This is a genomic window from Bradyrhizobium sp. HKCCYLRH2015 (genome assembly GCF_051168215.1).
GTDB lineage: Bacteria > Pseudomonadota > Alphaproteobacteria > Rhizobiales > Xanthobacteraceae > Bradyrhizobium.
Window position 1 is genome coordinate 221,766 of record NZ_JBNPUO010000008.1, and the last position, 26,006, is coordinate 247,771.

General features: G+C 62.3%; 22 protein-coding genes and 1 pseudogene. 5 read left to right on the plus strand and 18 right to left on the minus strand.

The window, feature by feature from the left end; translation table 11 throughout:
- Nucleotides 1–34: 34 nt before the first annotated feature.
- The 16 genes from ACQR1H_RS21975 to ACQR1H_RS22050 all read right to left on the minus strand — a co-directional run bounded on the left by ACQR1H_RS21975 (nucleotide 35) and on the right by ACQR1H_RS22050 (nucleotide 16,835).
- Nucleotides 35–1,060, minus strand: a complete 1,026-nt coding sequence (locus tag ACQR1H_RS21975; protein WP_434908181.1) for an aromatic/alkene monooxygenase hydroxylase subunit beta — start codon at nucleotides 1,058–1,060, stop codon at nucleotides 35–37.
- Nucleotides 1,061–1,081: 21 nt separating this feature from the next.
- The gene (locus ACQR1H_RS21980; protein ID WP_315716254.1) at nucleotides 1,082–1,381 is read right to left on the minus strand and encodes an MmoB/DmpM family protein; all 300 of its coding nucleotides are present in this window, start codon (nucleotides 1,379–1,381) and stop codon (nucleotides 1,082–1,084) included.
- A 9-nt stretch (nucleotides 1,382–1,390) separates the two neighbouring features.
- Nucleotides 1,391–1,771, minus strand: coding sequence for a Rieske 2Fe-2S domain-containing protein (locus ACQR1H_RS21985; RefSeq protein WP_315804576.1), 381 nt, complete (start codon nucleotides 1,769–1,771; stop codon nucleotides 1,391–1,393).
- The gene (locus ACQR1H_RS21990) at nucleotides 1,764–2,009 is read right to left on the minus strand and encodes a toluene-4-monooxygenase system B family protein (protein WP_316237158.1); all 246 of its coding nucleotides are present in this window, start codon (nucleotides 2,007–2,009) and stop codon (nucleotides 1,764–1,766) included. The genes ACQR1H_RS21985 and ACQR1H_RS21990 overlap by 8 nt, the downstream gene beginning before the upstream one ends.
- A 100-nt stretch (nucleotides 2,010–2,109) precedes the next feature.
- On the minus strand, nucleotides 2,110–3,594 hold the full coding sequence (locus ACQR1H_RS21995; RefSeq protein WP_434908182.1) for an aromatic/alkene/methane monooxygenase hydroxylase/oxygenase subunit alpha: 1,485 nt from the start codon (nucleotides 3,592–3,594) through the stop codon (nucleotides 2,110–2,112).
- Between the two features lie 426 nt (nucleotides 3,595–4,020).
- Nucleotides 4,021–4,344: a 2Fe-2S iron-sulfur cluster-binding protein gene (locus tag ACQR1H_RS22000; protein ID WP_434838024.1), complete on the minus strand. Its 324-nt coding sequence runs from the start codon at nucleotides 4,342–4,344 to the stop codon at nucleotides 4,021–4,023.
- A 14-nt stretch (nucleotides 4,345–4,358) separates the two neighbouring features.
- The gene (locus ACQR1H_RS22005; RefSeq protein WP_434908183.1) at nucleotides 4,359–5,120 is read right to left on the minus strand and encodes an SDR family NAD(P)-dependent oxidoreductase; all 762 of its coding nucleotides are present in this window, start codon (nucleotides 5,118–5,120) and stop codon (nucleotides 4,359–4,361) included.
- Nucleotides 5,117–5,731 carry an HD domain-containing protein gene (locus ACQR1H_RS22010; RefSeq protein ID WP_315804571.1) on the minus strand — a complete coding sequence of 205 codons (615 nt, stop codon included), beginning with the start codon at nucleotides 5,729–5,731 and terminating at the stop codon, nucleotides 5,117–5,119. The genes ACQR1H_RS22005 and ACQR1H_RS22010 overlap by 4 nt, the downstream gene beginning before the upstream one ends.
- Nucleotides 5,731–7,176, minus strand: coding sequence for an aldehyde dehydrogenase family protein (locus ACQR1H_RS22015; RefSeq protein ID WP_315804570.1), 1,446 nt, complete (start codon nucleotides 7,174–7,176; stop codon nucleotides 5,731–5,733). Before ACQR1H_RS22015 ends, ACQR1H_RS22010 begins: the two co-directional genes overlap by 1 nt.
- Before the next feature lie 15 nt (nucleotides 7,177–7,191).
- Entirely contained in the window at nucleotides 7,192–7,794 is a 603-nt protein-coding gene (locus tag ACQR1H_RS22020; RefSeq protein WP_316181170.1) for an HD domain-containing protein, read from the minus strand.
- A gap of 54 nt (nucleotides 7,795–7,848) precedes the next feature.
- A complete protein-coding gene (locus tag ACQR1H_RS22025) occupies nucleotides 7,849–9,657 on the minus strand; it encodes a PEP-utilizing enzyme (RefSeq protein WP_434908184.1) in 1,809 nt (602 codons plus the stop codon).
- Nucleotides 9,658–9,699: 42 nt separating this feature from the next.
- The gene (locus ACQR1H_RS22030; protein WP_316218014.1) at nucleotides 9,700–10,779 is read right to left on the minus strand and encodes a PEP/pyruvate-binding domain-containing protein; all 1,080 of its coding nucleotides are present in this window, start codon (nucleotides 10,777–10,779) and stop codon (nucleotides 9,700–9,702) included.
- Between the two features lie 82 nt (nucleotides 10,780–10,861).
- The gene (locus ACQR1H_RS22035) at nucleotides 10,862–12,118 is read right to left on the minus strand and encodes a cytochrome P450 (protein WP_434908185.1); all 1,257 of its coding nucleotides are present in this window, start codon (nucleotides 12,116–12,118) and stop codon (nucleotides 10,862–10,864) included.
- 196 nt (nucleotides 12,119–12,314) lie between these two features.
- Complete coding sequence (locus ACQR1H_RS22040) at nucleotides 12,315–13,814, minus strand: AfsR/SARP family transcriptional regulator (RefSeq protein WP_315804565.1); 1,500 nt, start codon at nucleotides 13,812–13,814, stop codon at nucleotides 12,315–12,317.
- Nucleotides 13,815–14,113: 299 nt separating this feature from the next.
- Complete coding sequence (locus ACQR1H_RS22045) at nucleotides 14,114–14,557, minus strand: hypothetical protein (protein ID WP_315804564.1); 444 nt, start codon at nucleotides 14,555–14,557, stop codon at nucleotides 14,114–14,116.
- A 610-nt stretch (nucleotides 14,558–15,167) separates the two neighbouring features.
- Entirely contained in the window at nucleotides 15,168–16,835 is a 1,668-nt protein-coding gene (locus ACQR1H_RS22050; RefSeq protein WP_434874342.1) for a hypothetical protein, read from the minus strand.
- A gap of 228 nt (nucleotides 16,836–17,063) precedes the next feature.
- Between ACQR1H_RS22050 and ACQR1H_RS22055 the strand changes: the two genes are divergently transcribed.
- The 4 genes from ACQR1H_RS22055 to ACQR1H_RS22070 all read left to right on the plus strand — a co-directional run bounded on the left by ACQR1H_RS22055 (nucleotide 17,064) and on the right by ACQR1H_RS22070 (nucleotide 22,452).
- Nucleotides 17,064–18,203, plus strand: a complete 1,140-nt coding sequence (locus ACQR1H_RS22055; protein WP_315804562.1) for a phosphatase PAP2 family protein — start codon at nucleotides 17,064–17,066, stop codon at nucleotides 18,201–18,203.
- Entirely contained in the window at nucleotides 18,200–20,311 is a 2,112-nt protein-coding gene (locus ACQR1H_RS22060; RefSeq protein ID WP_434874343.1) for a hypothetical protein, read from the plus strand. Before ACQR1H_RS22055 ends, ACQR1H_RS22060 begins: the two co-directional genes overlap by 4 nt.
- Nucleotides 20,312–20,550: 239 nt before the next feature.
- A complete protein-coding gene (locus ACQR1H_RS22065) occupies nucleotides 20,551–21,228 on the plus strand; it encodes a hypothetical protein (RefSeq protein ID WP_316237148.1) in 678 nt (225 codons plus the stop codon).
- Between the two features lie 105 nt (nucleotides 21,229–21,333).
- A complete protein-coding gene (locus ACQR1H_RS22070; RefSeq protein WP_316237147.1) occupies nucleotides 21,334–22,452 on the plus strand; it encodes an alpha/beta hydrolase in 1,119 nt (372 codons plus the stop codon).
- 902 nt (nucleotides 22,453–23,354) lie between these two features.
- Here ACQR1H_RS22070 and ACQR1H_RS22075 read toward each other — a convergent pair.
- Nucleotides 23,355–24,064, minus strand: a pseudogene (locus ACQR1H_RS22075) (transposase); the annotation flags it as partial.
- Nucleotides 24,065–24,196: 132 nt separating this feature from the next.
- Entirely contained in the window at nucleotides 24,197–24,490 is a 294-nt protein-coding gene (locus tag ACQR1H_RS22080) for an excisionase family DNA-binding protein (protein WP_434899874.1), read from the minus strand.
- A gap of 534 nt (nucleotides 24,491–25,024) precedes the next feature.
- Here ACQR1H_RS22080 and ACQR1H_RS22085 point away from each other — a divergent pair.
- Nucleotides 25,025–25,717 (plus strand): hypothetical protein, encoded by a 693-nt coding sequence (locus ACQR1H_RS22085; RefSeq protein ID WP_434899873.1) that lies wholly within the window; start codon nucleotides 25,025–25,027, stop codon nucleotides 25,715–25,717.
- The last annotated feature ends 289 nt before the right edge of the window (nucleotides 25,718–26,006 follow it).

A 26,006-nucleotide genomic window follows, 5' to 3' on the forward strand; every position in this document is an offset into this window, starting at 1 on the left:
GCGCTCGGCCGGCACGCCGAGTGCGCCTGCCAGACTACAAGCCGCAATCCGCGATCAGCCTCGCCTGGGTCGTCATGGTCCGCTCCAGGATCGCCCGTGCACCGTCGGCCCCGGGCGCGGTCGAAAGTGCCTCGCTGAGCCCGCGCGCGGCGCGTTCGCCGAGCGGCATCCACTTCGCGACCCACTCCCGCAGCAGAGCCGCGTGCTCCGGGACCTTGCCGGTGGCGTAGCGCACCAGGGCCTTGGTGGTCTCGACCGCATAGGCTTCGTCGTAGTTGCGGAAGTCGTCGTGCAGCAGCGCCAGCAGGTCGTCGTCGTTCGTGCGCGCCAGATCGGCGATCTCGCGATTGAAGACGTGATCGAAGATCGGCCGCAGCACCAGATTGCGGGACACGAACGCCTCGCCCCAATCGTAGGCGATCAGCTGCTTCTCGATCAGCTCGCGCAGGCCCTGCCATTGCGGCGCCTGCGTCCAGACGGTACGGGCAATTCCGCTGTCGGCGAGCTCCTCGCGTCCGGTGTCGAGCGCGAGCGCCTTGGCCAGATAGGCCTGGCGCTGTACCCGGCGCATCTCATTGCCCATCTGGAAGTAGAAAGTGTTGGTCACGAACGCCGACGGCGCCATCTGCGCGACATAGGCCGCGCTCATCTGCATCGCGTGTCCCGGGAAGCGCACCGGCAGATAGGCCTGGCCGAGGAAGTCGAGCCACGGTGCAGACAGCTTACGATAGCTGTCCTGGCGCTCGAACTCGTCGATCAGGTTGTCGCAATACACCTCGCGGTCCTTCTGATCGCCGACGTAGCGGCGATAGGTGTAGGTGAGGGGATCGCGATAGCCCTCCCAGTCGTCCAGCGCGAATTTCGAGCCTTCGCGATTCCTGAGGTAGAACTGGTTGATCGACCAGTTCTCGGACAGCTCGAATGGCGCCGGCGCGCGGCGAAAGTGGCTATGGAACTTGTAGGTGACGGCCTCGTATTCCGACGGCAGCCGGCGCTCGGTCCACAGGCTCCAAGTTTTCTTCTGCTTGCGCGCAGCCGGCTTCGCGGTCATTGCGGTCATGACGTGTCCTCCCGGGATTTGCTATGTGTGGATGGTCCAGACCCACTCGTCGTCCATCGATTCGAGTCGCCCGCCGAACGACACCAGGCTCGGCTCGATCTCGGCGAGCCGGAACGGCCGCCCCAGCGCCGCCTGCATGCTCTTCTGCGTCAGGCGGAAGTTGCGGTCGGCCTGGACGCGGACGTAGCCGCCGCGGTCCTCGATGACGATCTCGACGTCCGGATTGTCCTGCTCGCTCGCCGCGATCACGGCGTCGATGATGTCCTCGTCGACGCCCCTGATGACGGGGCCGACCAGTTTCGGAGCTGCTGTCGTGGTCATGGGCTTGTCCTATGCGTCCTGCTCGGTCTTGTGACGGAGGCGGCGCAGCCGGCCGTCATTCGGCACGCCAACCAGAATGGCTTCACCGTCTTTCTTCACGGGGTAGCGAAAGAGGCGGCAGTCGCGCGGGTTGAGGCCGCGGCCGTCATCCATGCTGAATTCCCATTCATGGGCCGAACATGTGATGGTGCCGGATTCGAAATCGACCTTGCCGTCCGCCAGCAGGATCTCCTGGTGCGGGCACATGCCCTGGAAGCAGCGCAAGTCGCCGCCGGGCAGATGCATCACGATCACTTCCTCGCCGTCGACCTCGACGCCGATGAAATCGCCTTCCCAAAGATCGTCCAGCGTTGCGACCTGCGTCCATGTCACGTCGGCATCGTCAGACATAGGCCACCTCGATCCAATCCATCGGCTGGATGCCGGATTGCGCCACCGTCATCGCCGACGGCAGCTCGCGACCGTTGTAGTAGACGCATTTTGGTGCCTTCTGCTCGGCGACGCGAAGTCCGACCGCGTGCTGTGCGACCTTGTCTGCCACGATGCTCATGTCGTCGCCGTCGTCGACAGGGATCAGCAGGACGACGAAGTCGCCGCGGAAATTGGCTTGGAGCGGAAACAGGGCCATGTGTGCCTCCCGGATTGTTGTTATGTCGGTGGTCTTTTCGATTGGAGACGTCGCTCGCGAGCGGCGCCCCTTTCCGTGCTGGCCGTCCGTCGCGGCCGGGTCACTCCGCCGCGAGCCGCGACGCGCCATCCCAGGCATAGGCTTGGGCATCGTTGCCGGCGACATCGGGGGTGATGCCCATATATTGCAGGGCGCCTTCCAGCGTCGGTGGCTGGATATGGCCGGCCAGGAAGCGGTCAACGACGGAGAGATGGGTGTCGTAACGTTCGGGCTGGCTCTTCCACACCCATTCGCAGACTTCGCAGCAGAAGTTCAGCTTGCGTCCATTATGCGTGGTGATCCGCGGCGCCTGGCCGATGCTCGGGCTGCAGATCGGAATGTGGCAGCAGTTGCAGACGATCGGCAGCGTCGCCGGATAGGTCTTCTCGATCCGGCCGGTGCGGACATTGTCGCCGATTACATCCCACAGCTTGCCGAATTGATCGTTCCAGCCGGGATACTTCTGCTCGAGCCAGTCGCGCTCGGCGGCGGACACGCCGGCGTCGGGATTCCACCACACCGTCGGCCGCCAGAACCAGACGCCCATGTGATAGGCGTGATGGACCCAGTCCAGCTCCGGCAGGAAGTGCTCTTCCCAGTACCATGGCACGTTCATGCCGAGGTCTTTGAACTGGTCCATGAACTGCCGGCAGATCCAGTCCTGCATGAACTCCTTGAACGACATCGTCCGGCTTTCCAGCGGCGTGTAGTAATCCATGGAGATGCCGGTCAGCAACGCGAACAGCTTCCACGACCGCCAGAACATCTGGTCGACCATTTTCTGCGCCTCGGCCTTCTTGCCGTTCTGGATCATGATCTTCAGCGTCGGCTCACCCTGCTGCGAATGCCGCGCCTCGTCGGTCTGGATCGAGGAGATCAGCGCACCGAACTCGATGTCGCCGACATGCAGCGCGTCGGAGGCCATGCCGAGGAACTGCAGATTGGTGAAGCCGGTCTCGAACGTAAATGTGAGCTGGATGGCCGTCGACACCGCATCATTGGCGGTGAACATGTCATCGAACAGGCTGCGCGCCGCGATCACGCCCCATTCGTTGGTGTGCATCGCCTTGTGAGCCCAGTCGAATTGCGGGTCCTTTCCGAGCAGGCAATAGGGGAAGTAGATCTGCGCCTGGCCGTGGCGGCATTCGTCGAGCGTCCCGAACGCGGCCATGTTGCGCCAGGCTGCGGCGCGGCCGAACCGTGCCATGCGCGCCTCGCCGATCGAGGCGAAATATTCCGGAACCGGGATCGCGCCGTAGTGCGCCTTGATCGCCGACTTCCAGCCGGCGTCGAGATTGTCGTACAGATTGGAGCGCGCGATCGTCGAGCGGATCGAGTAGATGCCGTCGTCCTTGCCGGCCTGATTGTGGACGTATTCGCGATAGGTCAGCTTGTACGGCTCGTCCCAGACCCACCATTCCTCGCCGTGGATGCCGAAGCTCTTGGACAGCTCCTCTGGAAAGACCTCGTCCTCGCTGACGTAGGAGAAAGCCCAGTTCATGTCGCGGGCCGTGTCGTAATAGTCCCGCCGCTGCAGCTTCGGCATGCGTTGCTCCTCCCGAGCTATGTGATCGCGTTCGTTGCTCTTCGTTGCGGTCCGCTGCCGCCCTTGATGGGCGAACGTTGTGCGGCGCGTGGCGATGGCGTACGAGTCAGGCGGTTGGACCTGATAGATCGTCGCGCGATGTTGTACGATCCAGTGTAGGACGCATTCTTTGGTTTTTCTTTAGGCCGCGGATGCGCACGAACATCGAGCGTATTCGGGCGCGATCGGGAGCGCAGGCGACCGCATTCCTGCTGCTACGCAGGTGACGAGATGATGCAATGCGAAGGGAAGGCGGCGGCGAGGATCGGCGCGGCCGTATCGACCAAGCGGGCCGATCTGTTCAAGCGAGCAGCTCGATGCCCGTCATCGTCCCGCTGCCGATGATGCGTGCGGCGGGATCAAAGACCGGTGCAACTCTCCGGCCGTTCAACGGCCGGGGCCGACGACCTGAAGCACCAGACCGTCGAGCTTATCGGTGATCGAAATCTGGCACGCCAGGCGGCTCTCCGGGCGCACGTCGGCGGCCTCGAATTCGAGCAGGTCGGCCTCGATGTCACCGGCGGGGCCGACACGGTCGATCCAGGCCTTGTCGACGTGACAATGGCAGGTGGCACAGATGCAGGAGCCGCCGCATTCGCCGATGATGCCGTCGACGCCGTTGCGTTTCGCCGCCTGCATGGCGCTTTCGGTGAGCTCTGCATCGACTGTCCGTACGGTGCCGTCTGGCTCGATGAAGGTGATCCTGGGCATGAATCTTCGGGTCCCTAGATGAACTGCCGGCCGCCGTCGACGATCAGGGTCTGGCCGGTGATGAAGGCTGCGGCGTGTGACGCGAAGAACAGCGCGCCGCCGACCATGTCGTCGACATCGGCCGCGCGCTTCAGGGCGCCGCGGGACACGCCATATTCGGCGGCGTTCTCGATCAGGCCGAGGCTGGCCTCGGTGAGCGTGAAGCCCGGCGCGATGACGTTGACAGTGATCTTGTCGTCGCCGAGCTCGCGCGCCAGCGCACGGGTCATCGCGATGACGGCGCCTTTCGATGAGACGTAGTGAAGCCACATCGGTGATCCGCTCATGACGGTCGCCGACGACACGTTGACGATCGCGCCGCCGCCGGCGCGCCGCATGAGCGGCGCGGCCGCCTTGCTCATCATCCACACGCCCTTGACGTTGACGCGCATGACCTGGTCCCACTCGGCTTCGGGGATCGCCTCGAAGCCGCGACGCGCGAGCCCGGCATAGATCGCGGCATTGTTGACCAGCACGTCGAGGCCGCCCATGCGCGCAAGCGCGAATTGCCCCAGCGCCGCGGTGGACGTCTCGTTGGCAACGTCGACCTCGGCGGCGTGCGCCTTGTGGCCGCGGTCGCGGATCAGCCGCGCGGTGTCCTCGGCGCCGCCGAGACGGATGTCGGCGGCCACGACCTCGGCGCCGGCCGCAGCGAAGGCGAGCGCGAAGCCGCGGCCCAGCCCACCGGCGGCGCCGGTGACGACCACACGTTTCCCATGCAGCTGGAACGCACTCATGCTGAAGCCTCGATGTGCAGCAGATCCGTCATGAAGGCAGACGCTGTGCCCTCGGCGATCAGTGCCTGGGCCATGGTGGTGCCGGCCTCGGTCAGCATCGACGGCAGCACGAAGCTTTCCAGCATCGCGAGCGTCTCCTTCGGCGGCGTATCGAACCAGCCGCCGATCGTCGCGACCCCATGGCCGGTGAAGCGCCACAGCTTGTCGGCGTCCTTCATCAGCGCATCCTCGTGCGAGATCGCCTTCTTGCGGGTGTCGTGGCCGTCGATGATCGCCAGGATGGTCTCCACCTGCAGCCCTGGAATCGCCAGCCGTGCGAACGATTCGGCCGCGATCTTCACGCCCTCGATCTCGTGGGCGCGCTGCAGCTCGGGATATCTGGGATTGGGACCGACGGCGGCGGCGAGCTGCTCGGGCGGGAATTTCTTCCAGCCGACGTCGTGCATGAGGATCGCCGGCAGCACCACGGAGGCGTCCGCTTCGGGATGGATCCGCAACAGCGCCTGGCCGAGACGATAGGAGATCAGCGTATGCTCGTCGTTGGAGCGCACGTCGAGCCACGGCCGCGCCGCGAGCCAGACCGGCCAATCCTGGTCGCGCAGAAAATGCATCACCGCAGCTCCGCGTCGTAGGTGAGATAGATGGTCTTGTATTCGAGATAGTCCTCGATGCCGTAGCGGCCCTTCTCGCGGCCGATCCCGCTCTGCTTCATGCCGCCGAACGGCGCGCGCTGGTTCGAGCGCTGGATGTCGTTGACCCACACGGAGCCGGCTTCGAGGCGCTCGGCCAAGGTCAGTCCTGTCGCCAGGTTGCGCGAGAACACGAAGGCGGCCAGTCCATAGACTGTCGCATTTGCGAGCCGCAGCGCCTCGCTGCGTTCGTCGAATGGGGCGACACCAAGCACAGGACCGAACGTTTCCTCGGTCATGACGAGCGCGGAGGGGGGCGCATCGGCGATCACGGTCGGCGGCAGGAACCAGCCCTTGTCGTAGAGTCCGCCCGTCAACCGGGCACCGCCGGTCAGCACGGTTGCGCCATTGGCACGGGCATCGGCGATCTGCCGCTCGCTGTTGCGGTAGATCTTCTCGTTGACAACAGGTCCGAGTGCGCAATTCGAGGTCAGCCCGTTGCCGACGTCGAGCTGCGCGACCTTGTCGGCGAGCGCAGCGAGAAAGGCCGCGTAGATGGGGCGCTCGACATAGACGCGATTGGCGCGGTAGCAGAACTGGCCGGAATTGGCGAACGCGTGACGGGCGATCGCAGCGGCCGCTGCGCCGATATCGGCGTCGGCGCAGACGATGGCCGGGCACTGGCCGCCGAGCTCGAGCGTGATCCGCTTCATCGTTCCTGCGGCTGCAGCGGCAATCGCCTTGCCAGCTCGGGTGCCGCCGGTGAACGCAATCTTGCGCGGTGTCGGATGCGCGATCATCTGCATGCCGAGGTCGGGGCCGCGGCCGGTGACGACATTGAAGCAGCCCTCGGCAAAGCCGGCGGCATGGAAGATCTCGGCGAGCCGCAGTGTCGACAGCGGCGTGTCCTCGGCAGGCTTGGCGACGACGGTGCAACCGGCCATCAGTGCGGCGCCGAGCTTGAAGCAGAGCAGCGTCACCGGATAGTTGAAGGGCGTGATCGCGACGACGACGCCGACCGGCTCGCGGGTGATGACGATCTTTTCGCCGGCCACACCCGTCAGCGGCATCTCGGCGTGCAGGCGCAGGCCTTCCTCGGCGTAGACGTCGAGCAGTTCGGCCGAGCGCTGAATTTCGCTGATGGCTCCCGCCAGCGGACGGCCAAGCTCCCTGGTCAGCAGGCGGCCGACCTCACCGGCACTCTCGCGCATCAGCCGCGCCGCGTTCTTCTGCAGGCGGGCGCGCTCTGCCACGGGCGTCGTTTTCCACGATTGGAATGCGATCTCGGCTGCGTGGATCGCGGCATCGACATCCGCGGGCCCGGCCTCCGGAACGCTGTCGATCGTCTCGCCCGTTGCCGGATCGACGACGTCGAAGGTCGCGCCGCCTTGGGCTGCAACCCAGCGGCCGCCGATGAACATGTCCATGTCCGCGTCCCTCGCTCAGATCAGGTCGAGCATCAGCGCGGCCCGGGTCTCGCCCAACGCCGCCTCGGCCATCAGCCGTCCGGCTTCGGTCTCGAGCACGCCGAGCTGGGTCGTCAGGCGCGACGCATATTGACGTGGCGTCATCTTGAACCAGTCGCAGGCCACCGCAACGCCGGTGGTCGTGTAGCGCCACAGCTTGTCGGCGTCGCGCACGATCCGGTCGTTCAGCGAGCGCGGGTAGGGACGGGTGTCGTGGCCGTCGATGATCTCGCCGACCGCGACGATGATGTCCTCCGGCCAATCGGCCTGTTCGAGGACTTCGCGCGACATGCGGACGCCTTCGCTTTCGTGGAGAAAGCGCACATCGGACTGCATCATGTTGGGGCCGAAGCCCTTCTCGATGATGTCCTTCATGTCGATCGCGTACCAGCCGATGTCGTGCAGGATGATTGCGAGCGAAACGATGTCCTCGTCCGCGTCCGGATAGTGCACGAGCAGCTTGCGCGCGTAGGCATAGGACAGGGGAATGTGGACGTCGTTCTTGCGCGCGCGCATGTACGGCTCGCTGATGCGCCAGACCTCGTCATAGCGGTTGCCGACATCGGACCTATCGAGCATTGCAATGTTCCATATGCGGAGAGAGGCCGGCGCTGCCGGCCTCTCTCGATTGGGTCAGGACAGGATGGTCACTTCGCCGGTCGAGCCGTTGACGCGCAGCATCTGTCCGTTCTTGATCGAGGAGCTGGCGCGTCCCGTGCCGGTGACGGCGGGCAGGCCGTATTCGCGGCACACGATCGCGGCGTGGGACATCATGCCGCCGATGTCGGTGACGATCGCGTTGATCTTGCCGAAGATCGGCGCCCAGCTCGGCGCGGTGACCGGCGCGACCAGGATCTCGCCCTGCTGGATCTGGCCGAGCTCGTCAGCGGAGCGCACCACGCGGGCGCGGCCCTCGACGAGGCCGGGGGAGGCGGCCATGCCGGACAGCTTGGTGGTGTTGGCAGCGCCATCGAGCCATCGGCCGATGCTCTCCGTGGTGATGCCCCACAGCATGATCGTGAACGGCTCGGTGATGACGTCGGGCGGATTGTTGAGCGCGGGCTGCGGCGGTGTCGTCGCGAGCGCAGCCAGGATCTTCTTCCGCCGCTCGATCTCCGGCGGCCAATAGTTCGGACCGATCGCCGGTGCGCCGACGGCCCAGCCATTGCCGTAGTCGAACAGCGCGTCGCGGACCTCCTGACGATTCAGATAGAACAGGTCGTCGGCGTCCTTCCAGAAGCCGGCATCGCGGAAGATGGCGCCGAGCTCGCGCATCTTGCGCCAGAATACGCTCATCGACCAATGCTCGATGTAGAAATTGTGGTTCTCGACATAGGGAAACACGGTCCGGGCCAGGCCCAGCTTGTCCTCGAAGGCGGCGCGTGCATCGGCGTCCAGCATCTCGGCATATTCGGACGTGATGCGGTCGCGCTCCTTGGCGATGGCCTCCGTCGGCCGGTCGATCTCCTCGCCCCGCTGCACGCGGACGACGTAGTCCCTGACATAGCCGAGCGGGATGTCGAGATGCTCGATCCAGTACTTGTCGGTTGAGTAGAAGCCGTTGCCGGAGGTGAAGTTGAACCAGGGATCCTGCGCCTCGCTCCAGGCCTTCAGCCATTCGCCGCCGTTCGGCGCACGGCCGACCGCGGCCAGCGCCTCGTCGACCGATCCGCTCTTCAGGGCATCGGCGACACCGACCGTCACGGCGTGCTTGGCGAGCTTCTTCAACTCGTCGTCCGGACGAAACAGGTCGACTTCCACGCCCTGCACCATCTTGGCGATCGCCTGGTCGGGAATGGTGGGGAATTGCCCCTTCATGAAGCTGAAGAAGTCGAGATAGGCCGCGTAGCCGAGATTCAGGAACTCGAAATGATACTGCCAGGTCTTGTAGAGCAGCTGGATCGCCCGGTCATAGGTCTCCATCAGCGCGTAGGTGTTGTCGAGGCCGACTCCCGCCGTGATCCACTCCAGCGGCACGGCTTCGGGCAGCGGCTCGAAGTTGAGCGCCTCGAGATCGGCGATGTTGGCTCGGACCTTCTTGTCCCAGTTCGCCAGCAGGCGATCCCAGTTCTGGAAGTAGTAGCCGGCGCGCTCCATGAAATGCGGCACGCGGCCTGCGATCAGCTCGGGCGCCACCGCCACCGGGCTCATGTAGCAATAGCCATTGTGGATGCGGTATTCGACGCCGTTCGCCGGCGGGATCAGATAGTGCCGCGTGTTGTACTGGCCGAGGCACTTGACCGCGAATTCGACCGTGACGGCGTCGAACGGCTTGAACGGGCTCGGCCAGTGCTGCGAGTCGCAGAACCAGAACTTGCCGTCCTCCTTGTCGCGCAGGCTGTTCTGGAACTGGAGATAATAGGGGTAGAGCTTCTCCCAGCCCTCGGCGCCGACCGGCGTCTTCAGGTCATAGGGACTTGGGAATTTCGCATGCGCCGTCATTGTCGTTTCCCCTCGGTTATCTGTTGTTTGTTGTCGTGATGCTCACCGCTTGGCCTGGACCGGGGCCAGCAGCGTTCCAAGTACACCCGCAATCCCGGTCTCGTAGATCGCGGTCGACTGCTTCTTCCTCTGGCTCCAGACGGTCTCCGGCCGGCTCTGCAGCGCGACGAGGTTCTCGTCCTCAGGGAGATCGGCATCGATCGCCCATTCGACGTCCTGCGGACAGCCCATGCTGCGCTCGAGCGACTTGGCGAGCCTGGCGACGGCGAGCACCTGGGTATTGGACAGGGAGGGCAGGGTGCGACGTTCCGGCGCGATCACGCGCTCGACGGTCCGGCGCTCGGCGCGATCGGCGACGAGCTCGAAATCCTTTTCGGCGATGCGCTGCTTGATGACCTGCAGAAGCACCTTCTCGACGACGAAATTGTCGGGCGTGATTTCGCCGGAGACCACGGGCTCGCCGAGCCCGAAGGCGGAATCGATCACGATCTTGGTACGGTCGCCGTTGATCGGATCCAGCGTCATCGCCACGCCCGCGGCGGCGGCGTTGACCATCTTCTGGACGCCGACCGACATCAGCACGTCGATCTGGCCGAGCCCGTTCTCGGCACGGTAGGAGATCGCGCGCGCGTTGAAGAGACTGGCCCAGCACGCCTTGACCTTCTCGACCACGGCGTCCTCGCCGACCACCCAGAGATAGGTATCCTGCTGGCCGGCGAAGCTGGCGTCGGGCAGGTCCTCGGCGGTCGCCGACGAGCGAACCGCCACCGGCAACTGACCGTCGGGCGACATCCGGCGATACGCCTCGCGGATCGCCTGCTCGACCGCGCCCGGCATCGGCTGCGCCATGATTGCGTCGCGGATCTCGTGCGACAACTTCTCTTCGTCATCGACATCGTCGAGCACGATCCGCGACAGGCGCTCGCTGATCGTCGCCTCGAGTCCGTTGCTTCGAAGATGAAGGGCGTAGGCGTCGGTCGCGACCGCAAATCCCGCGGGAACGCGCACGCCCTGGGCGATCATGCGCGCCAGGCTCGCGCATTTGCCACCGATGCGCGGGAAGTCGTCCTCGCGTGCGGCTTCGAACGGCACGATGAAGGATGCGGCTGCGTTGGCGCCCATGCGTCTGTTCCCCACCTTATGGCCCCGATCGGCCCCGGACTTGTTGTTGCTTGTGAAACGCGGCCAAGTGACGATCGTCGCGTCAGGCCACGTCCCATTCGATCCGAAGCGCCGTCGGCACGCGGAACGAGATGTTGTGAACGAAGTCGATGGTCTGGTCGGCGGCGAGCCGGAGACCAGGAAGCCTGCGGGTGAGCTCGCCGAGCGCGATCGCGAACTCGATGCGGGCCAGCTGCTGGCCGACGCAGGTGTGAATGCCGTAGCCGAAGGCCAGATGGCTTCTCGCGTCGGTGCGCCGGACGTCGAAACGGGTCGGCGCGGAGAACACCGCCTCGTCGCGATTGGCGGAGCCGATGAGCAGGAGGATATTGGAATCCTTCGGCACCGGCACGCCGCCGATCTGGGTGTCATTCAGGGCGCGCCGGCGCCAGGCCACGATGGACGGGCTGAAGCGCAAGCATTCCTCGACCGCCTTCGGAATGAGCTGCGGCTCGGCGATGATGGCTTCCCAGTTGTCGCGCCGCTGCAGCAGCTCGCGCATGCCGTTGGCCATCAGGGTCGTCGTGGTCTCGTGGCCGGCGAACAGTACGCTGTAGAGAACGCCGGCGATCTCCTCGTCGCTGATCTCGGCGCCGTCCTTCTGCAGTCGGACCAGATCGCCCGGCAGATCGTCGGTCGGATCGTCGTGGCGCTGACGCACCAGCGCGCGGCAGTAGGTCCAGTATTCGACCATGTTGCGCGCATGCACGATCTGCTCGTCGTCGCTGAGGTCGCCCCAGGTCAGCAGCGCGCGGCTCACCGCCCAGGACTTCACGCGCGGCACGTCCATATTGGGAATGCCGACCAGCTTGAACAGCACCAGCGCCGGCACATCATAGGCGAACTCGCGGAAGAAATCGGCATGTCCGCGGTCGGCGAAGGCATCGATCGCCTGGTTGACGATCGCCTTGATCTCCGGCTCGATCGCCCTGAACCGGCGCGGCCCGAAGCAGCCCTGGACCAGCTTGCGGATGCGGGTGTGATCGGGCGGTACCCGCGCCGACAGGCCGGAATAGGCGGTGAAGCCGCCCTCGCGCATGATGCGCTTGCCTTCCTCGCACATCGGGCGAAGCGGGGCCTGGGCGTTTTCCGAGGAGAATGTGCGCCAGTCGTCGAACACGGCCTTGATGTCGGCGTGGCGCGCGACGACGTAGTATTTCAGCTCGTCGGAGAAGAAGACCGGCGCCTCGGCGCGGGCCCATTCATAGAACGGGAACGGATCGCGCATCTCGAAGGGATCGAAGTCTTTGGCGGCGTCGCTATAGGGGCACCGCGCCAGCTGAGCTGCCGAACCTGGCATGTCGTCCTCCCATTCGCCGCCTTTGCCGGCGACGTTGTCATGGGCTCACTCTAAGCGGCGGCCTTTGGGTTTTCTTTAGCCCTTAACTCTATGACAATTTGAGACAAATCGTCAATTATGCGGGCGGCGGCAGCCCCATGGCGCATGGCCTGGCCGGCAAAGGTCGTGTTGCCGAGCCGGTCGCGAACGAGCGGCCTTACGCCGTGAGCTTGCGGTGCAGCTCCTGAAGCGAGGCGCTCTTCGGCCGGTTGTCGAAATGCTTGAGCGAGTCGAGGTACAGCTTGAACTGGCGGTCGATCGCTTCGCGTCGTCCTTGCGCCTTGAACACCTGCATTGCCTCGGCATGCGCCATCTCGCACAAGGGATCGATCGCCAGCGCCTTCTGGCAATGCGCGAGCGCGGCCGAGTGGTCGTTGCGTTCGAGATAGATCCGTGCCGCGTCGCGTTGCACCTTGAAGAACATGTCGCGCAGCCAATAGCGCTTGCTCCAGCACCAGTCGCGCTCGCCATCGTCGGCGTACTCGACCGGAATGTCCTCGAACAGGTCTCCGGTGTACAGACGGTCCGCCGCCTGCAGACAGATCAGCGCCTCGTCGCTGGCGCCCGCCTTGATGTGACCCTGGGACTGACGGCAGAGCTGTTCGAAGGTTGAGATGTCGAGCCAGCTGCGCTCCGGGGGCACCAGCACGTAGCGCGATCCCTCGCGTCGGACATAGTTGCGCGTCTCGTCGCGTCCGTTGGGCTGGCCGAGCGCCAGCCGCAGATAGCGCACGGTGTGATAGAGGCGGTTACGCGCGGCCTCGATGTCCTCGGCGTTGGGCCAGAGCAGATCCGCAAGCTCGTCGGTGGCTGCGCCATGGCCGCCCTTCTGCAGCAGATAGGCGAACAGGGTCTTGGTCTTGCGGGTCGCTCCGCCGGGCGGGTCCCAGTTCACCTGGCTGCCGTCGTTGCGATAGATCCGCAACCGTCCGAAGCAGCGGATCTTCCAGCGGTCGCGGCTGTCGAGATGAACTGTACTGGGCTCTTCTGCCGATCGCCGCAACAGCCACATGGGGTCGGCGCCTTCGGCTGCGTGCAGCGCGGCCGCCGATGTCCCGATCCGCAACTCCGGCGCGATCGCGCCGAGCCAGAAATCGACCTGCTCACGCAACGCGCCGCGCGTCTGCAGCCTCGACGGCAGCCAATGCGGATTGTCCACCAGTCCGGCGCTGGTGAGGATCTGCGGATGGCCGCGCAGCGCGACGAGCAACTGCTCGTCGATCAGCACCCGGCGGTTATAGAGAGAGGCGATCGAGACCTCGGACTGCTGGGTGAGCGTTTCAGCAAGTGCGGGCCAACCCTCGAAATTGGCCGTCGCCGAGTTGGTCTCGAGGCCCCAGCTCATGTCGACGACGAGCAGGGCGGGGCCGTGTCTGCGGGTCGGCGCCACCCACCTCTCGATTCGGCCTGCGACATCTCGAAACGAGATCGGCACCCGCAGCAACGCCATCTCGACAAAGCTCTTGCCCTCGACGAATCCGCTCTTGTTGATGCGCTTTGCGAGCTTCTCGACCCGCGCGACCGCGTTGACGTCCGCCGCGATCACGAAGATCCGGCACGGCTGTGCGACTGTCTGGTAAAGCTTGAAGAAGTCCGCAAAAAGAAGCTTTTGCTGCGTCGCGAATAGGGCGAGGTTGACAGAACTGTTCTTGGTCATGGGTCCTCACCCGCGACAACCCCATTGCCGTCAGCAGACTGGAGGTAGTCTAAGAGCGGCCGCCGGAAGGTTGCAAGGCCCTGTTTCGCGAGCATTCCAGCAAGCTGGCGAGATCCAAAGGCCGTGAAATGCGGCAGCGAAATGAATGGCCTTCAGCGACGATGCATGTTCGGGTTCGAGGGAGGGGGATGCCGATCGAGCAAGCCAGCGGAGCTGATTGTCTCAACGCGAGGCTCCTCTCGACCGGCAGGCGCTCGTGGATTGCCGCTCCATGACCTCTCGGATGAAGGGGGACGCCGCTAGAACTGTCGGGCTGGCAGCGAGTTGATGATTGATGTTCGATGGAGGCCAGCCGCGGGATAGGCTTTATCCCTCAGCTTGTCATATGAGAAGTCTGGCTCCGTTGTCTGCAGCTTGCGAACCATCTCGAAAGAAAGCTCACGGTGTCCATTATGGGCATAGAGAGCTGACAAATATCGCAAGGGTGGAGCAAAGGTCGGAGCAAGAGCATGGCTGGCTTCTGCAAGATGGACGGCCTTGTCCAGTTCTCCCGCCATGGTCCCCGCAATGCAGCTCAGGGCATCGAGCTGAAAACGGAAAGGCGCCGCACCAGCGATCGTACGGGCAAGCAATGTGTGCTGAAAGCCGTCCTCTGGTTTGCCGAGATAGCTCTTTGCGATTCCCAGACAGGCCCAGGCGATCGGGTTGGCGTGGTTCAGTTCGCGCAGCCACCCACGTTCCATCTGCCACCTTCATTCGATGGGACCGAGGGGGCGAACGAAGACCGTGAGTGGTGCGCTCAGTGTTATCGCAGCCGAGTCTGCAGAGCGCAGCATTGAGCGTATTGTCGCCAATCGGGCGACGATAGGCGAAGCGCCAAAGTCGCGGTGGCGAGCATGAAAAACCCGCCTTCATCTCAGCGTTTGTAATCCTTGTCTGCCGGCTTCAGGTGCCGGAGATACGGGGCGGACTCGGCCAGTTCGATTCCACCCACGACTCGCGATACCATGACCTCCGCGAACTTCCATCAAGAATACCGGCAGAGGGGGCGGACGCCAGCGATGGGCAAATGCGGCTTGTCTTTGATGTTGAGGGGTAAACGGCCGACGGCGGATGCGGGCGAACGGTCCAAATGGTGCCCTGGCCGGAATCGAAGCACCGCGAAGAATGCTGTAACCAAGGCTTCCTGGAAGCACCCGAAGTCGGTACTCACAGCCTTACTCACATGATTTATGATTCCATAGGCCATTCGGCTCTCTTGATGGAGCCGTCCACGGCGGTTCATCTTCATCAACGTTGTGCAATGAGGATCAATGAGCTGCGTGGTCAGCATACCGGCGGACTTCAACGTCATCAAAGTTGTCTCGCCGGCAACGAATCGATGATCGATGACCGATGCAGGCCGGCCGCAGGATAGGCCTTGTCGCGCAGCTTGTCGTATGAGAAGTCCGGTTCGCTGGCCTGCAATCTCCTCACCATCTCGGAAGAGAGATCGTGCTTGCCTTCGTGCGCATAGAGCGCTGAAAGGTAACGCAAGGGTGGTGCGAAGGTCGGCGCCAGCGCATGACTGGCCTCCGCCAGATGGACGGCCTTATCGAGTTCGCCCGCCATCGTCCCCGCGATACAGCTCAACGCATCCATCTGGTATCTGAATGGTGCAGTTCCGGCGATGGTGCGCGCAAGCAGCGTATGTTGGAAGCCCTCCTCGGGCTTGCCGAGATAGCTCTTGGCGATTCCCAGACACGCCCAGCCGATCGGATTGGCGTGGTTCAATTGGATGCTGCGTTCGGCCAGTTCGTACGCGGCGACGTAGGACCGCCGCATCATGGTCTGAACGTGCGCGCTCAGGCCAGCGACATAAGAATTGTGAGGTTCGAGTTCGAGGGCGCGGTACATGAAGTCGAGGGCCTCGGCTTGCAGTGTCTGGCGGCAACTGAATTGTCGTTCCGCAAGTAGAAAGGTTCGCAGATAGGCCCGCCAAGCAAGATAGATCCCGCGTGATTCAATATCGAATGCGGCCGCGAAGAGCTTATCGGCCGTCGCAAAGTTGATCTTGCCGAGCCTGAAAAGATGCAGAATCCCCGAATAGCAGAGATCGGAGGCTACCTCGGCATCCGGCCCTCCCGAACGGACCGTGATGAACTGATCGATGGCGACGTTGACGACGAGATTGACGCACCGCATGACATCCGCATCGTTCAAGTCCAGCGCCTGAATGCCGGGTAGCTGCAGCGTGGACGACCACTTCAGGGCATGTTCCGGTCGCTGCGACAATGCGAGGCGGACGATTTGCCTCGTGTGGCCTCCGAACACGTCCGAATGTAGCGAAAGCGTCTTGCGCGGCGCTGCGTCCTTGTCGTCGCAAGCCGGGTCCATCGTATCCCGACAATCGATGACCTCGGCGACGCCGAGTTCCTGTATGGTTTTTGCTACCGAGTCGATCAGGCTGTCCGCGAGCAACGATGCGTCGGACTCTCCAGACTTGGAGTTGCGAACCAGCACGATCCGATTCCGTGGAATCGAACGTCCGCGCACCGGTTCTTCGAGGGCAATGTCCGCACGGCGATCGGTCCTTGCTTGGCGCGTAGTGCGGCGATCGCTGAAGTTCTGACGTTGCGATCGAAGCCAGTCCTCGAAACCATCTTCGCCAATATCGATGCCTTCCAGGAGTTCGCCGGAGTCGTCCGCTTTTGTGGCAAGATCGAAATCCGTATCAAATAAGGTCGGATCGAGCGCCAGCACATAGCTGTCCGCAAAAAGCACTCCGTGATCGTTTCCAAATGCCTTTCGAATTTCTGACAGGCTTTGGCGAAGGCTTGCCGCGCCCTGCTCCTTGCCTCGACTGCCCCACAGCTTATCCTGGATCCAGACGCGCGATCTTTTGTTTTCAGGCGATAGCGCCAGCATTGCCAGCAGTGCGCATGCCTTCCGTCCCCGCGGCGTGCAATCTTCACCGTTCGAATTGATGATCTTGGGCGGACCAAATAACCGAAGATGCACCTTGGCTGTCGAACTTCGCATGGATCGCTCTTGAGGGGCCTGCCCTGTCTTTCGTAGCCCGCTACCCTCAAAGGTAGCGGAAGACGTTTCTCAACCATGGAGTGAAATCCTGCGGCAAACACCTGTCAACGTGAAATATGCGTGAAATTGCGTTAATTCCGACTGCGGACGACTTGACCGTTCAGGGCTTCGAACTGAGCATCGCGACGTACCTGAGGTTGTTCGTCGGGTTTTTCCGGGGAGGCGCAAATGGCGCGGATAAGCGGCGAGAGCGGTGAAAGTGGCGAGAGCGGCGAGAGTGGCGAGAGCGGTGAAAGTGGCGAAAGCGCGCGCTCCCGGTCGTTCACGGCAGCACGGGCGCTCATCTCGGGTCGCGAGGGCGTGGTGGGGATGTGGCGGGATGTTGGTACCCCCCCGGCAAACTACGAAGCCAAACCGTACGCGCTGGACCGCTGGTCGACGCCGGTGCGATTGCGAACCCTGACCGCCGAACTGCTGTCCGGAATCTACTACGATGTCGGAGATTGCAACGAAACAAGCGAGTCCGTTTGCGTCGAATATCGGGGGCGCGGCGAAGACGGTACATGTGCGTTGATTCACATGATCAGGCCAAGTCCATCCGATTTCGCCAAACAACTGATCTTTGTGCATAACTATGCGGCACTTCGGATGGAGCGCAGCGGCGAGATCATGACGGAGATGACGGACATCCTGTCGTTCCTCGGCTCGGTGGGCTTCCTGCACCCGGATCGAACTCGGCGGACGTTCGAGCTGCTGACGCTGGTCCTGAACGTGACCGGCCTAATCGAGATGCGGGTCAAGCATGCGCTGACCTGCCGGCGACCGGTCGAGTACTCGCCCCAGATCCAGCCGATGATTCCAACGCCCGGTCACGGCTCACTGCCAAGCGGGCACGCGACGGAATCCTTTGCCGCCGCTTTCGTGTTCTATGCGTTGCTGTCGCAAGCCAGAAGCGCACGCATCAAATTCGATAGCGACGATCCGACTTTCGAGCAACTGATGCGGATTGCCGAACGCATCGCCATAAACCGGACGGTTGCCGGTGTTCACTTCCCAGTCGACAGTGTAGCCGGCATGAAGCTCGGTCTCGCCTTGGCGGAGTTCTATATTGCGCGTTTCTGCGGCGGCCGTTTTCTGAAGACTCATGCTTTCGATGGGCGAGGATTCGACGGCGACTTCTGCTACGAAGATTGGATCTCTGAATTCGTCGACGACCCCCAGGAGCGAAAGGCCAAGTCCGACAGCGGACGCAAAATATCTGGAAATACGCGCGCCGAAGTGCCGAAATCCTGTGATCTGAACCATCTCTGGGACCAGGCGGTCGCGGAGTGTCAGTTGATGATCGGAGTGGTAGGCAAATCGCGATGAAGCTTCATTGGAAAAAGACCGCTTGCGACCGTCCCGATCCCTATCTGGACTGGGAATTCCGGACCCGGCGCAAGCCCAACCCGGATCCCTGGTGCTCTGTGCAAATCCAGATCAGGCCGTTGCGCAGCGCTCTTGCGAGCCTTTACGAGCTACAACGCGCCGTCGATGAGGGCTACGTGCCTGACCACGACGTCCCGGCCAAGAAATTCACCATTCGAATGAGCGATGACGAGCGGACTCTCCTGAGTTGGTGGATCAAGGCCCTGGAAGGGCCTAAGCCGCCAGAGATCGATGAAGTCGACATGCAGTTCTTCATCTATCGACAGGAATCGTTCATCTATCGCGACGGCCAATACCGCGATCCCGGATTTTATCGCTCTCTTTTCGTGGGGCCGCCAATCATCGGTTTGCAGTTCAACGACTTCAACCCCCAGCCCGATCCGACCAGCTTCGAACCTTCCTTCCTGGCGGCTACCAAGGTTGCTATCGGCATCATCGACGACGGGATTGCCTTTGCGCACGAAAGATTTCGAGATCGCCGTATGGTCTCGAAGATCGCGGCCATGTGGCTACAGGAGACGGAGAAGCGGAGTCCGGCAGACAACGCCGTCGTATTCGGCCGCCGCCTTATGCATGACGAGATCAAGCAGTTGTTGCAGGAATCCAAAAGCGAAGACCGCATTTACCGGAAGGTTGGTGCGACCGATTTCGGCAAGACCCGCGCCTACAATCCACTGGCCGCACGCGTCAGCCATGGGACGCATTTGCTCGATCTGGCTGCAGGCGGAGGTCGGGGCAGCGAAGGAGTGTCGATCCTCGCTGTCCAATTGCCGTCGGTGGCGACGATCGACACGTCGGGGCTGACGATGGGAAGCTATGTGCTGCAGGCGGTCAGGATGATCATGACGTGGGCCGATGCATTGAGCGAAGCCGGGAAGCCAATTCCGCTGGTCATGAACTTCAGCTATGGCCTTTTGGCGGGTCCTAAGGATGGCACTCAGTATCTCGAAAAAGCGCTCGCCGGCATGGTCCGCCACCGCAACAAGCGCCATCAAAACCCCAATCTGACCCGCTTGGTCATGCCGGCGGGCAACAGCTATCGCACTCGCGCCGCCGCAAAACTGGAGCTCAAAAAGGAGGTCGAAACCCTGGATTGGGTCATCCACCCCGATAGTGCAGCAACGAACTACGTCGAGATTTGGCTCGATACCGGCGCCGAAGGCAAGCCGGGACAGGCACCGGTGGAGATCTGGCTGACCGCACAGGACGCGAGGACGAGCCCACCCATTCGGCCTAGCGAGGGTTACATTCACCAGGCGACGATCGGTGGCGGTCCGATCGCTGGGATTTATTTCGACCGCATTCAGCGCGGAAAATCCGTACGCGAGCGGATCCTGCTCGCTGTCAATCCGACCGTGCGCAACGACGACTGCCGCGAGATCGCACCTTCCGGTCGCTGGAAGCTGTCTCTTCGGAATTTGACCGGGACGGCGATCACGGCACATGTCTACGTTCAGCGCGACGATACGCCGTTCGGCTACCCGCGGCGCGGCCGCCAATCTTACCTCGATCACGCCGGTGCTTATGACCGAGATCCGCGGACCGGCGACTATCGGCTGCAGAGGGACGGTTGGCCAATTAGGTATGCCGACACCCTATCGTCGATTGCAACCGGCTCGATGAATGAGAGCGACCATGTCATCGTCGTCGGCGCCGCCGAGGCGTCTGAGGGGCATCCCCCTTCCGACTATACGTCGAGCGGCCCCACTTTGGTTCGGTTCGGGCCGGACTGCTCGGCGTTCGCTGACGAAGGCAATGCGCTCTGGGGCGTCCTCGCCGCGGGCACGTTCAGCGGCTCGGCTGTGAAGCTCAACGGCACCAGCGTCGCCGCGCCTCAGATCGTGCGGAAGGTGGCAGACGAACTGCGGGCGATGGCTCATCCGGCTGCCGACAGTCCGGATGTGCCGGTTGGCATCAATTCGGCGGTGACTAATCCGGTCACGATTCCCATCGATCCACCCGATCCGCGGCTCGGCAAATACATCTTCCGGCCTGGCTCCGATCGACACATTCCGAGGCGTCGATATCCGGCGGTGACGGGGCTCTAGACTGTTCGCCCGCTCTTGCCGAATTGCAGGCAAGGCAATCAGCGCAGTCGTATCCACGCATCAGGCGGGACAGATCAATGGTCTGCATCTAACAGTTAGTTGGAATCGCGAAAATTCGCAGAGTGCTGATGTTTTTCACGAGCGATTTGCGCTGAAATTGCGCTCAATTCACGTCGTCAATGCATCCTTCGCGCGCGCTTGCAAACATTGCAGCGATGAAACGCAGTAGGAGAATTGGCATGGCCGAGAAAGACGATTATCCGATTAATTTGGCTGAGGCTGTTCAACAGCAGAGCATGCTTGCCGTCTACGGCGTTCCTATCAAGGATACGTCGCTCGGCGACTTTTCCCGGCTCGTTTCGCCCGGGCTGACGCGGTTGGCTCAAATTAGGGCCTACGCTATCGGCGAGTTCTGTGTGCGGCTTCCAAAGCCGGTCGTGATGCTGTTGCCGGGGGAGGGGATTCCGACCTCCGATTCCTGCGCTCGGCCCAAGGAACTGAAGTGGTCGGTATTACCAGTTGACAAGACCGTCGCCGTTTCAATGTCGACAGGAAGCTTCATCGAAGTTCTGGACGATGTAGCGACCAAGGGAATTGATGGCGGGTTGACGTTGGAGAACCCGCGGATTCAGGACGGCAAGGCCTGTGTAGACATTCACGCTTGGGCGAGAATCGAAATTTTTGGAGCGCATGTAGATTTTGATCAGCGGATTCCTGTCTGCGTTCCGCTCGAAGGATGCCACACGGTTTACGACGTAGGTTGGGCAAACGTTCAGGTGTGTTTCCGTGCGCCTAACCAGCTATGCGCCAAGCTCTGTATTGGAAAGTGGGGGTTGTCAAAGTGCTGGGATTATTGTGTCCCGGTGCATCTCGTCACCGCCGCAGTAGCGAAGCCCTGCAAGTGTCAAAGCGAATAGCCTGACAATCAGTTTGGCGGCCAGCGGAAGGCGGCCGCCAAACTCTGGAGAGTCCTCAAATCCTGTCGCCCTGAAGTGTGACACTCAAAGCCTGGGAGAAGCAGCATGACCGACCGAGTCCGCGTTCGATTCGCGACCAATCGAAATCCTGTTCCAGGTCCCGATCTGTTCGGGCCAAAGTACAGAGACAACAATCCGAAGCACTATGTCACGGGATCCATCGACGTCTACCGGCTGTCCAACCTTCCGGATACCGGTTGGGTGCCGGACTCCAATTCGGTGCAAATTGATCCGCCGATCGACGCGTCGGTGTTCCAGCCGACCACGCAAAATCACAATGACATCGTGGCGTTCGCGCGCGATCGCGTCGCCGCGGAGCTCGCATCGGCCCGCGCGTCGCAATATGGCCTGATATTGCTGCCGGGTTTCGATTCGACCTTCTTAGGTTCGATGAGCCGTGCCGCGCAGGTCATGTCAAACTACAAAGCGGCAGACATCTTCTGTTTCTCATGGCCATCCCAAGGAAAATTGGACTTGGCGAGCTACAAGGCGGATCGTGATGCGGCCGCCAAGTCCGCCAATGCCGTCGCCGACTCGCTTCGCAGGTTATTCGCCGTTCTCAGGGCGCTTAAAGCCAACCTCCCGGTCTTGCACCTCGTCCCTCATTCGATGGGAAATTATGCACTTCAAAACGCCGTTCAGCTGATACCCGCGAAAGAACGCAACACTCTGCTATTCGAAAGCGCGTTTCTGATGGCGGCCGACGTAAACTACGATGCCTTGTCGAAGGCCAGCGAACTGAAGCCATTGATCACCCTTGCCAAGAAAGTTCTCGTATACAAGAACGGCGGTGACCTGGCGCTGTCGCTGTCCGGCAGCATTCTTCTCAACAACTATCCTCGCTTGGGACAGTGGGGACCGCGTGATCTGAGCAAGCTTTCCAAGACGGTCAACTCGATCGACTGCTCTGATGTTGGATCAACCCAGGGAGACGACGGCGGGTCCCACTACGGACATCAGTACTACCGTCTGTCTCCCTGGGTCCTGAACGATGTTGTTCAGGTTCTGGCTGGAATACCGGCCAACAAGATCGCGGGCCGCCTTCCCGCGATCCCCGATGAAGGAGGCCGCGCTTGGTGGATTCCGTACGATTCGGGGGCTGCATCTTCAGGACGCGGCAAGCCGCGCAAAAACGAGGGAAAGCCGACCAGACGCAAGAAGTGAGCTGAGGTTGGGTCCGGTGGCCCATGATGGTATGGGGAGTTTCGGTGACGCAATCTTCTCCTAACGGCCACGCATCTCACCCCTGCACAAACTGCCCGTCGTGCTGATTCCCCTTGCACCGTCGGGCAAATCACCTGCACATTTTCGGCCATCCCGCCCGCACTGAGAGGGGCGTATCGCGATCGTCATGGGACGTTGCGGCGGGGAGCGGTGGCCGCGGGGCGACGCAGCATCTCATGGAGGTGCGGACGAACGTCGTTTTGCGGACGGTCAAGCCGTGTGGTCCCGACACCCCGACGCTGGTGTCTTGGTCGGCGACGATGTCGATGACGGGGGCAAGCAAGCCGGTCCCCAGGGAGAGCACGGAGCAGCCGTTCAAACCATTGCGCAGGGAAGGCCGGGTTGTTTCCGGCTGAGCCTGTGGTTCCTGCCCCGTGCATTTTTTCCGCACGGGGGCCATGGGTGCCAGTCGGCACTCGGCCTTCCCTGCGCCCTCTCAATTCAAGAGGACGCCAGACTGCAGCAGAGCTCGGGCCTGACAGGTCGCGAGATCGCGGTGGCATGGGCGTCAGTAGCTGCGACGAGCGCAGGCTGTTTGACAGGGTTGATGGGAAATCAGAGAGCGCGGCTCAAGCGAGACTTGGGGGGCTCAAACGTCCGGCTTCGCCAAGAGGCTTCGCCGGACACGCTTCGCCCTGCGGGCTACTCGCGCGGCTGCGCCACGCGTAGCCCGCAGGGCGAAGCGTGGTGCCCCTGGCCGATAGTCCACTATACATGTAAGTATTTGAATATAACGTATTTTTCGGTGCCAATTATTGTCGATACCAACAGAAATACCAACAAGATGACACCCGGTAGAGCGGGCATGAAAAACTGCGGGCCCCGACGCGCACTCGCGCGCCAGCGGCGGCCTTAGGGCGTTTGGGACGGAGTTGGTCAGCGACCCTGCGCCGCTGCGCCCTGGCGGCCCGGGTATGGGCAAAGGCGGAGGTGATGAAGACGGAGACGACGCGGCGCCCGCTCTTGCTGGCATGCGCCAGCACGTTGCCCATGAGTGCACACGGCAGCGCTGCCAAGTGACGTTGAGACCCTGCTGACTGCGGCCTTGATGACCTCGTGAGCGTCCGAGATCACCAGCTTGACGCTGCGAAGCTCCCGGCGGGCGAGCTTGCGCAGGAACGCAGTCCAGAACGTCTCGGTCTCGGACGGGCCGATGTCTATGCCGAGCACGTGCGCCGTCCTCGGAGGGGAGATCTACGACAAGAGCCTGCCCCCGCGAAGGCGGGGGTGAAAGCCTTCCTCAGCCGCCCGGTCGACGGCGATTGACCCTATTTGTGGGATGGACGGCTCCGGGAAGCTCGGGAAATAGCTTCCCTTGCACAGCTTGGGGATGCGCAGCTCGACCTTGCCGGCCCGGGTTTCCGAGCGCCGCTCGCGTAGCTGTTGCGCTGCGCCAGCCACTCGGCGCTCTTGTCGCCATTGGCCGCGCCCGTCAGATCGCCAACCTCGATCTTTATCAGCCGCTGGGCGACAAATCCGATCATCTTGCGCAGGACATCGGCATCGGGGCCTTCTCCACGAGCGCACGACGGTGCATCATCTTTTCGATCATCGGTGGTCCCCCGAAACAGGTTGGCGTCAGCACCCCGACCCTACCGGGCAATCGCCGGTGACCAATGCAAACCCGTCCGCCCGCTACGGCGCTATTTGAGGGCTAGCGTGCGAAAGGGTTTGCTATACCGAGCTACACCACCTCCGGGGACACGACCATTGCCCGCGATTCAACGCGCGGCAGCACGGCGTGATATTCATCAATGCTGTCGAGGTCGATGAGTGTCTTGCCTCCCATCTTGTACGCCCTGATCCGCCCCTGCGCGATCAGTTCATAGGCCTTTGTTTTGCCGAATTTGCCATAACGGCAACCTTCCTTGAACTCGACGAGACGGCGCTGCTTAATGTTGTCGTTATCGGTTTTGCCAATTGAGGTGCCTTGATCGAGTGGATTCGACGCTTGAACAGGAAAATTGATTCTGACCACGTTGCAGATGCTCCACTCCTGGAGGACTTTGCGCGATATCGACGTGAGTAATCGTGTACGCGCGTCGCAGGCAGGGACGCTCGTGACTGCTTGAAGTTCGCAGCGCCTTCTGCCTTGCGGAATGCAGTCAATTTGCCTCCGTACGAATTTGGAAGAGCGACAATGCTTCGATGTGTGCTTCGGATACGGTGGCGTAGAATTAATCTATTTTGGCACTTTGCAACGACCTAGAACACAAGTGGGGCCGGCGAGTTGACTCCGCAGAATTCGTCCGGACATGGCCGACTACATATGGTGTCGCTGGCCGGAGGCTCTCGCGTTAGGGGCTGCCGCTTCGCGGCATCGCTATCACTGCCCCGAACGCGGGTGCCTTGTTAACCGGTCTCGCGACTGCACTCGGCCCCGGGTCCCACCGCTGGCGCGGTGACCGCTATGCTGACCCTCCTACGGGTGCCTTCTCTGTCTTCGCTCCGCTCCGGTTGATACTTAGAGCGTGCCGCAGCTACCGTCCTGGCGGGAAAGCAGGTCGCTATCGTGGTCCCGACGACGGTGTTGGCTCGGCAGCATGTGGAGACGTTCCGCAAGCGCTTTGCGCCGATCGGCATTGAGGTCGGAAGTCTGCCGCGGGTCGCCTCGACGGCCGAGGAGCGCAAGGTGCGAGAGGGACAGAGAAGCGGTGAGCTCAAGGTCGTGGTTGGGACGCTTTCGCTCGCATCGAAGGAGATCAAGTGTGCCGATCTGGGGCTCGTCATCGGCTCTCAAGGGCGACCGAGACGGAATGTTCGCTCTCTGGATTCCGGAGCTGAACCTGCCGATCGCGGAGCTTCTTCCCTCGATTATGTGCAGTCTCAAGCAGTCAGGCGCGACATCTACGCGCGCGCCGCTCGATGCCGGACCGATGATGAGCTGGAGGAGCTGCAGGACGAAACGGCGCCGCTTCGGACCGCTGCCGCCGGCGGCCAGCAACCTTTTCGCAATCGCCAAGCTCAGATGAGTTGCAGAGAGTGCGGGATCATGCGTCTCTCGACGTGGGCCGGAAGCGATTGCGGCAATGCTGCTGTCGGGGAACTGATCCGGAGGTCGTGCTCACGGTTCCTGCAGCGCGATGACACTTGGGTCATCATGCCGGGCGGAGCAACGCGCCGGTCTTGCAAAGAATCGAACAGTTTTTGGATCTGCTGGATGAAGAGCGGTTGCCACTACGGCATCTCTGATGCTCGGTATTGAGACAAACCGCACTCGACGCGCCCGTAACGAAGCCGAAGGAAATCTTCCCTTGCAAGGTATCGATCCGTCTCTTTGAAGGACGATCTCCCCGGCACCGGCGGGCAAATCGGCTAGATGGCCAAATTGAAATGGACAGGGAGGAGATCCAGGCCTCCGGCGAACTCGCACCAATTGCCTGAGCTCACAGCGTAACAGCGATGATGGGCCTTCCAGCAGAGCTCCCTATCATGACGCAATTGTTCTTGTCAGCCCACCAAAGGAGGCGTCTGATCCTGCTGACGAAGCTGCT

Coding starts and splice junctions, on each gene's coding strand:
- ACQR1H_RS22010 (WP_315804571.1), bottom strand. CDS start 5,731: ATGCATTTTCTGCGCGACCAGGATTGGCCGGTCTGGCTCGCGGCGCGG.
- ACQR1H_RS22040 (WP_315804565.1), bottom strand. CDS start 13,814: ATGACCAAGAACAGTTCTGTCAACCTCGCCCTATTCGCGACGCAGCAA.
- ACQR1H_RS22060 (WP_434874343.1), top strand. CDS start 18,200: ATGAAGCTTCATTGGAAAAAGACCGCTTGCGACCGTCCCGATCCCTAT.
- ACQR1H_RS22020 (WP_316181170.1), bottom strand. CDS start 7,794: ATGCTCGATAGGTCCGATGTCGGCAACCGCTATGACGAGGTCTGGCGC.
- ACQR1H_RS22070 (WP_316237147.1), top strand. CDS start 21,334: ATGACCGACCGAGTCCGCGTTCGATTCGCGACCAATCGAAATCCTGTT.
- ACQR1H_RS22055 (WP_315804562.1), top strand. CDS start 17,064: ATGGCGCGGATAAGCGGCGAGAGCGGTGAAAGTGGCGAGAGCGGCGAG.
- ACQR1H_RS22050 (WP_434874342.1), bottom strand. CDS start 16,835: ATGCGAAGTTCGACAGCCAAGGTGCATCTTCGGTTATTTGGTCCGCCC.
- ACQR1H_RS22045 (WP_315804564.1), bottom strand. CDS start 14,557: ATGGAACGTGGGTGGCTGCGCGAACTGAACCACGCCAACCCGATCGCC.
- ACQR1H_RS22035 (WP_434908185.1), bottom strand. CDS start 12,118: ATGCCAGGTTCGGCAGCTCAGCTGGCGCGGTGCCCCTATAGCGACGCC.
- ACQR1H_RS22005 (WP_434908183.1), bottom strand. CDS start 5,120: ATGAGTGCGTTCCAGCTGCATGGGAAACGTGTGGTCGTCACCGGCGCC.
- ACQR1H_RS22030 (WP_316218014.1), bottom strand. CDS start 10,779: ATGGGCGCCAACGCAGCCGCATCCTTCATCGTGCCGTTCGAAGCCGCA.
- ACQR1H_RS22015 (WP_315804570.1), bottom strand. CDS start 7,176: ATGGACATGTTCATCGGCGGCCGCTGGGTTGCAGCCCAAGGCGGCGCG.
- ACQR1H_RS21990 (WP_316237158.1), bottom strand. CDS start 2,009: ATGGCCCTGTTTCCGCTCCAAGCCAATTTCCGCGGCGACTTCGTCGTC.
- ACQR1H_RS21980 (WP_315716254.1), bottom strand. CDS start 1,381: ATGACCACGACAGCAGCTCCGAAACTGGTCGGCCCCGTCATCAGGGGC.
- ACQR1H_RS21975 (WP_434908181.1), bottom strand. CDS start 1,060: ATGACCGCAATGACCGCGAAGCCGGCTGCGCGCAAGCAGAAGAAAACT.
- ACQR1H_RS22025 (WP_434908184.1), bottom strand. CDS start 9,657: ATGACGGCGCATGCGAAATTCCCAAGTCCCTATGACCTGAAGACGCCG.
- ACQR1H_RS21985 (WP_315804576.1), bottom strand. CDS start 1,771: ATGTCTGACGATGCCGACGTGACATGGACGCAGGTCGCAACGCTGGAC.
- ACQR1H_RS22000 (WP_434838024.1), bottom strand. CDS start 4,344: ATGCCCAGGATCACCTTCATCGAGCCAGACGGCACCGTACGGACAGTC.
- ACQR1H_RS22065 (WP_316237148.1), top strand. CDS start 20,551: ATGGCCGAGAAAGACGATTATCCGATTAATTTGGCTGAGGCTGTTCAA.
- ACQR1H_RS21995 (WP_434908182.1), bottom strand. CDS start 3,594: ATGCCGAAGCTGCAGCGGCGGGACTATTACGACACGGCCCGCGACATG.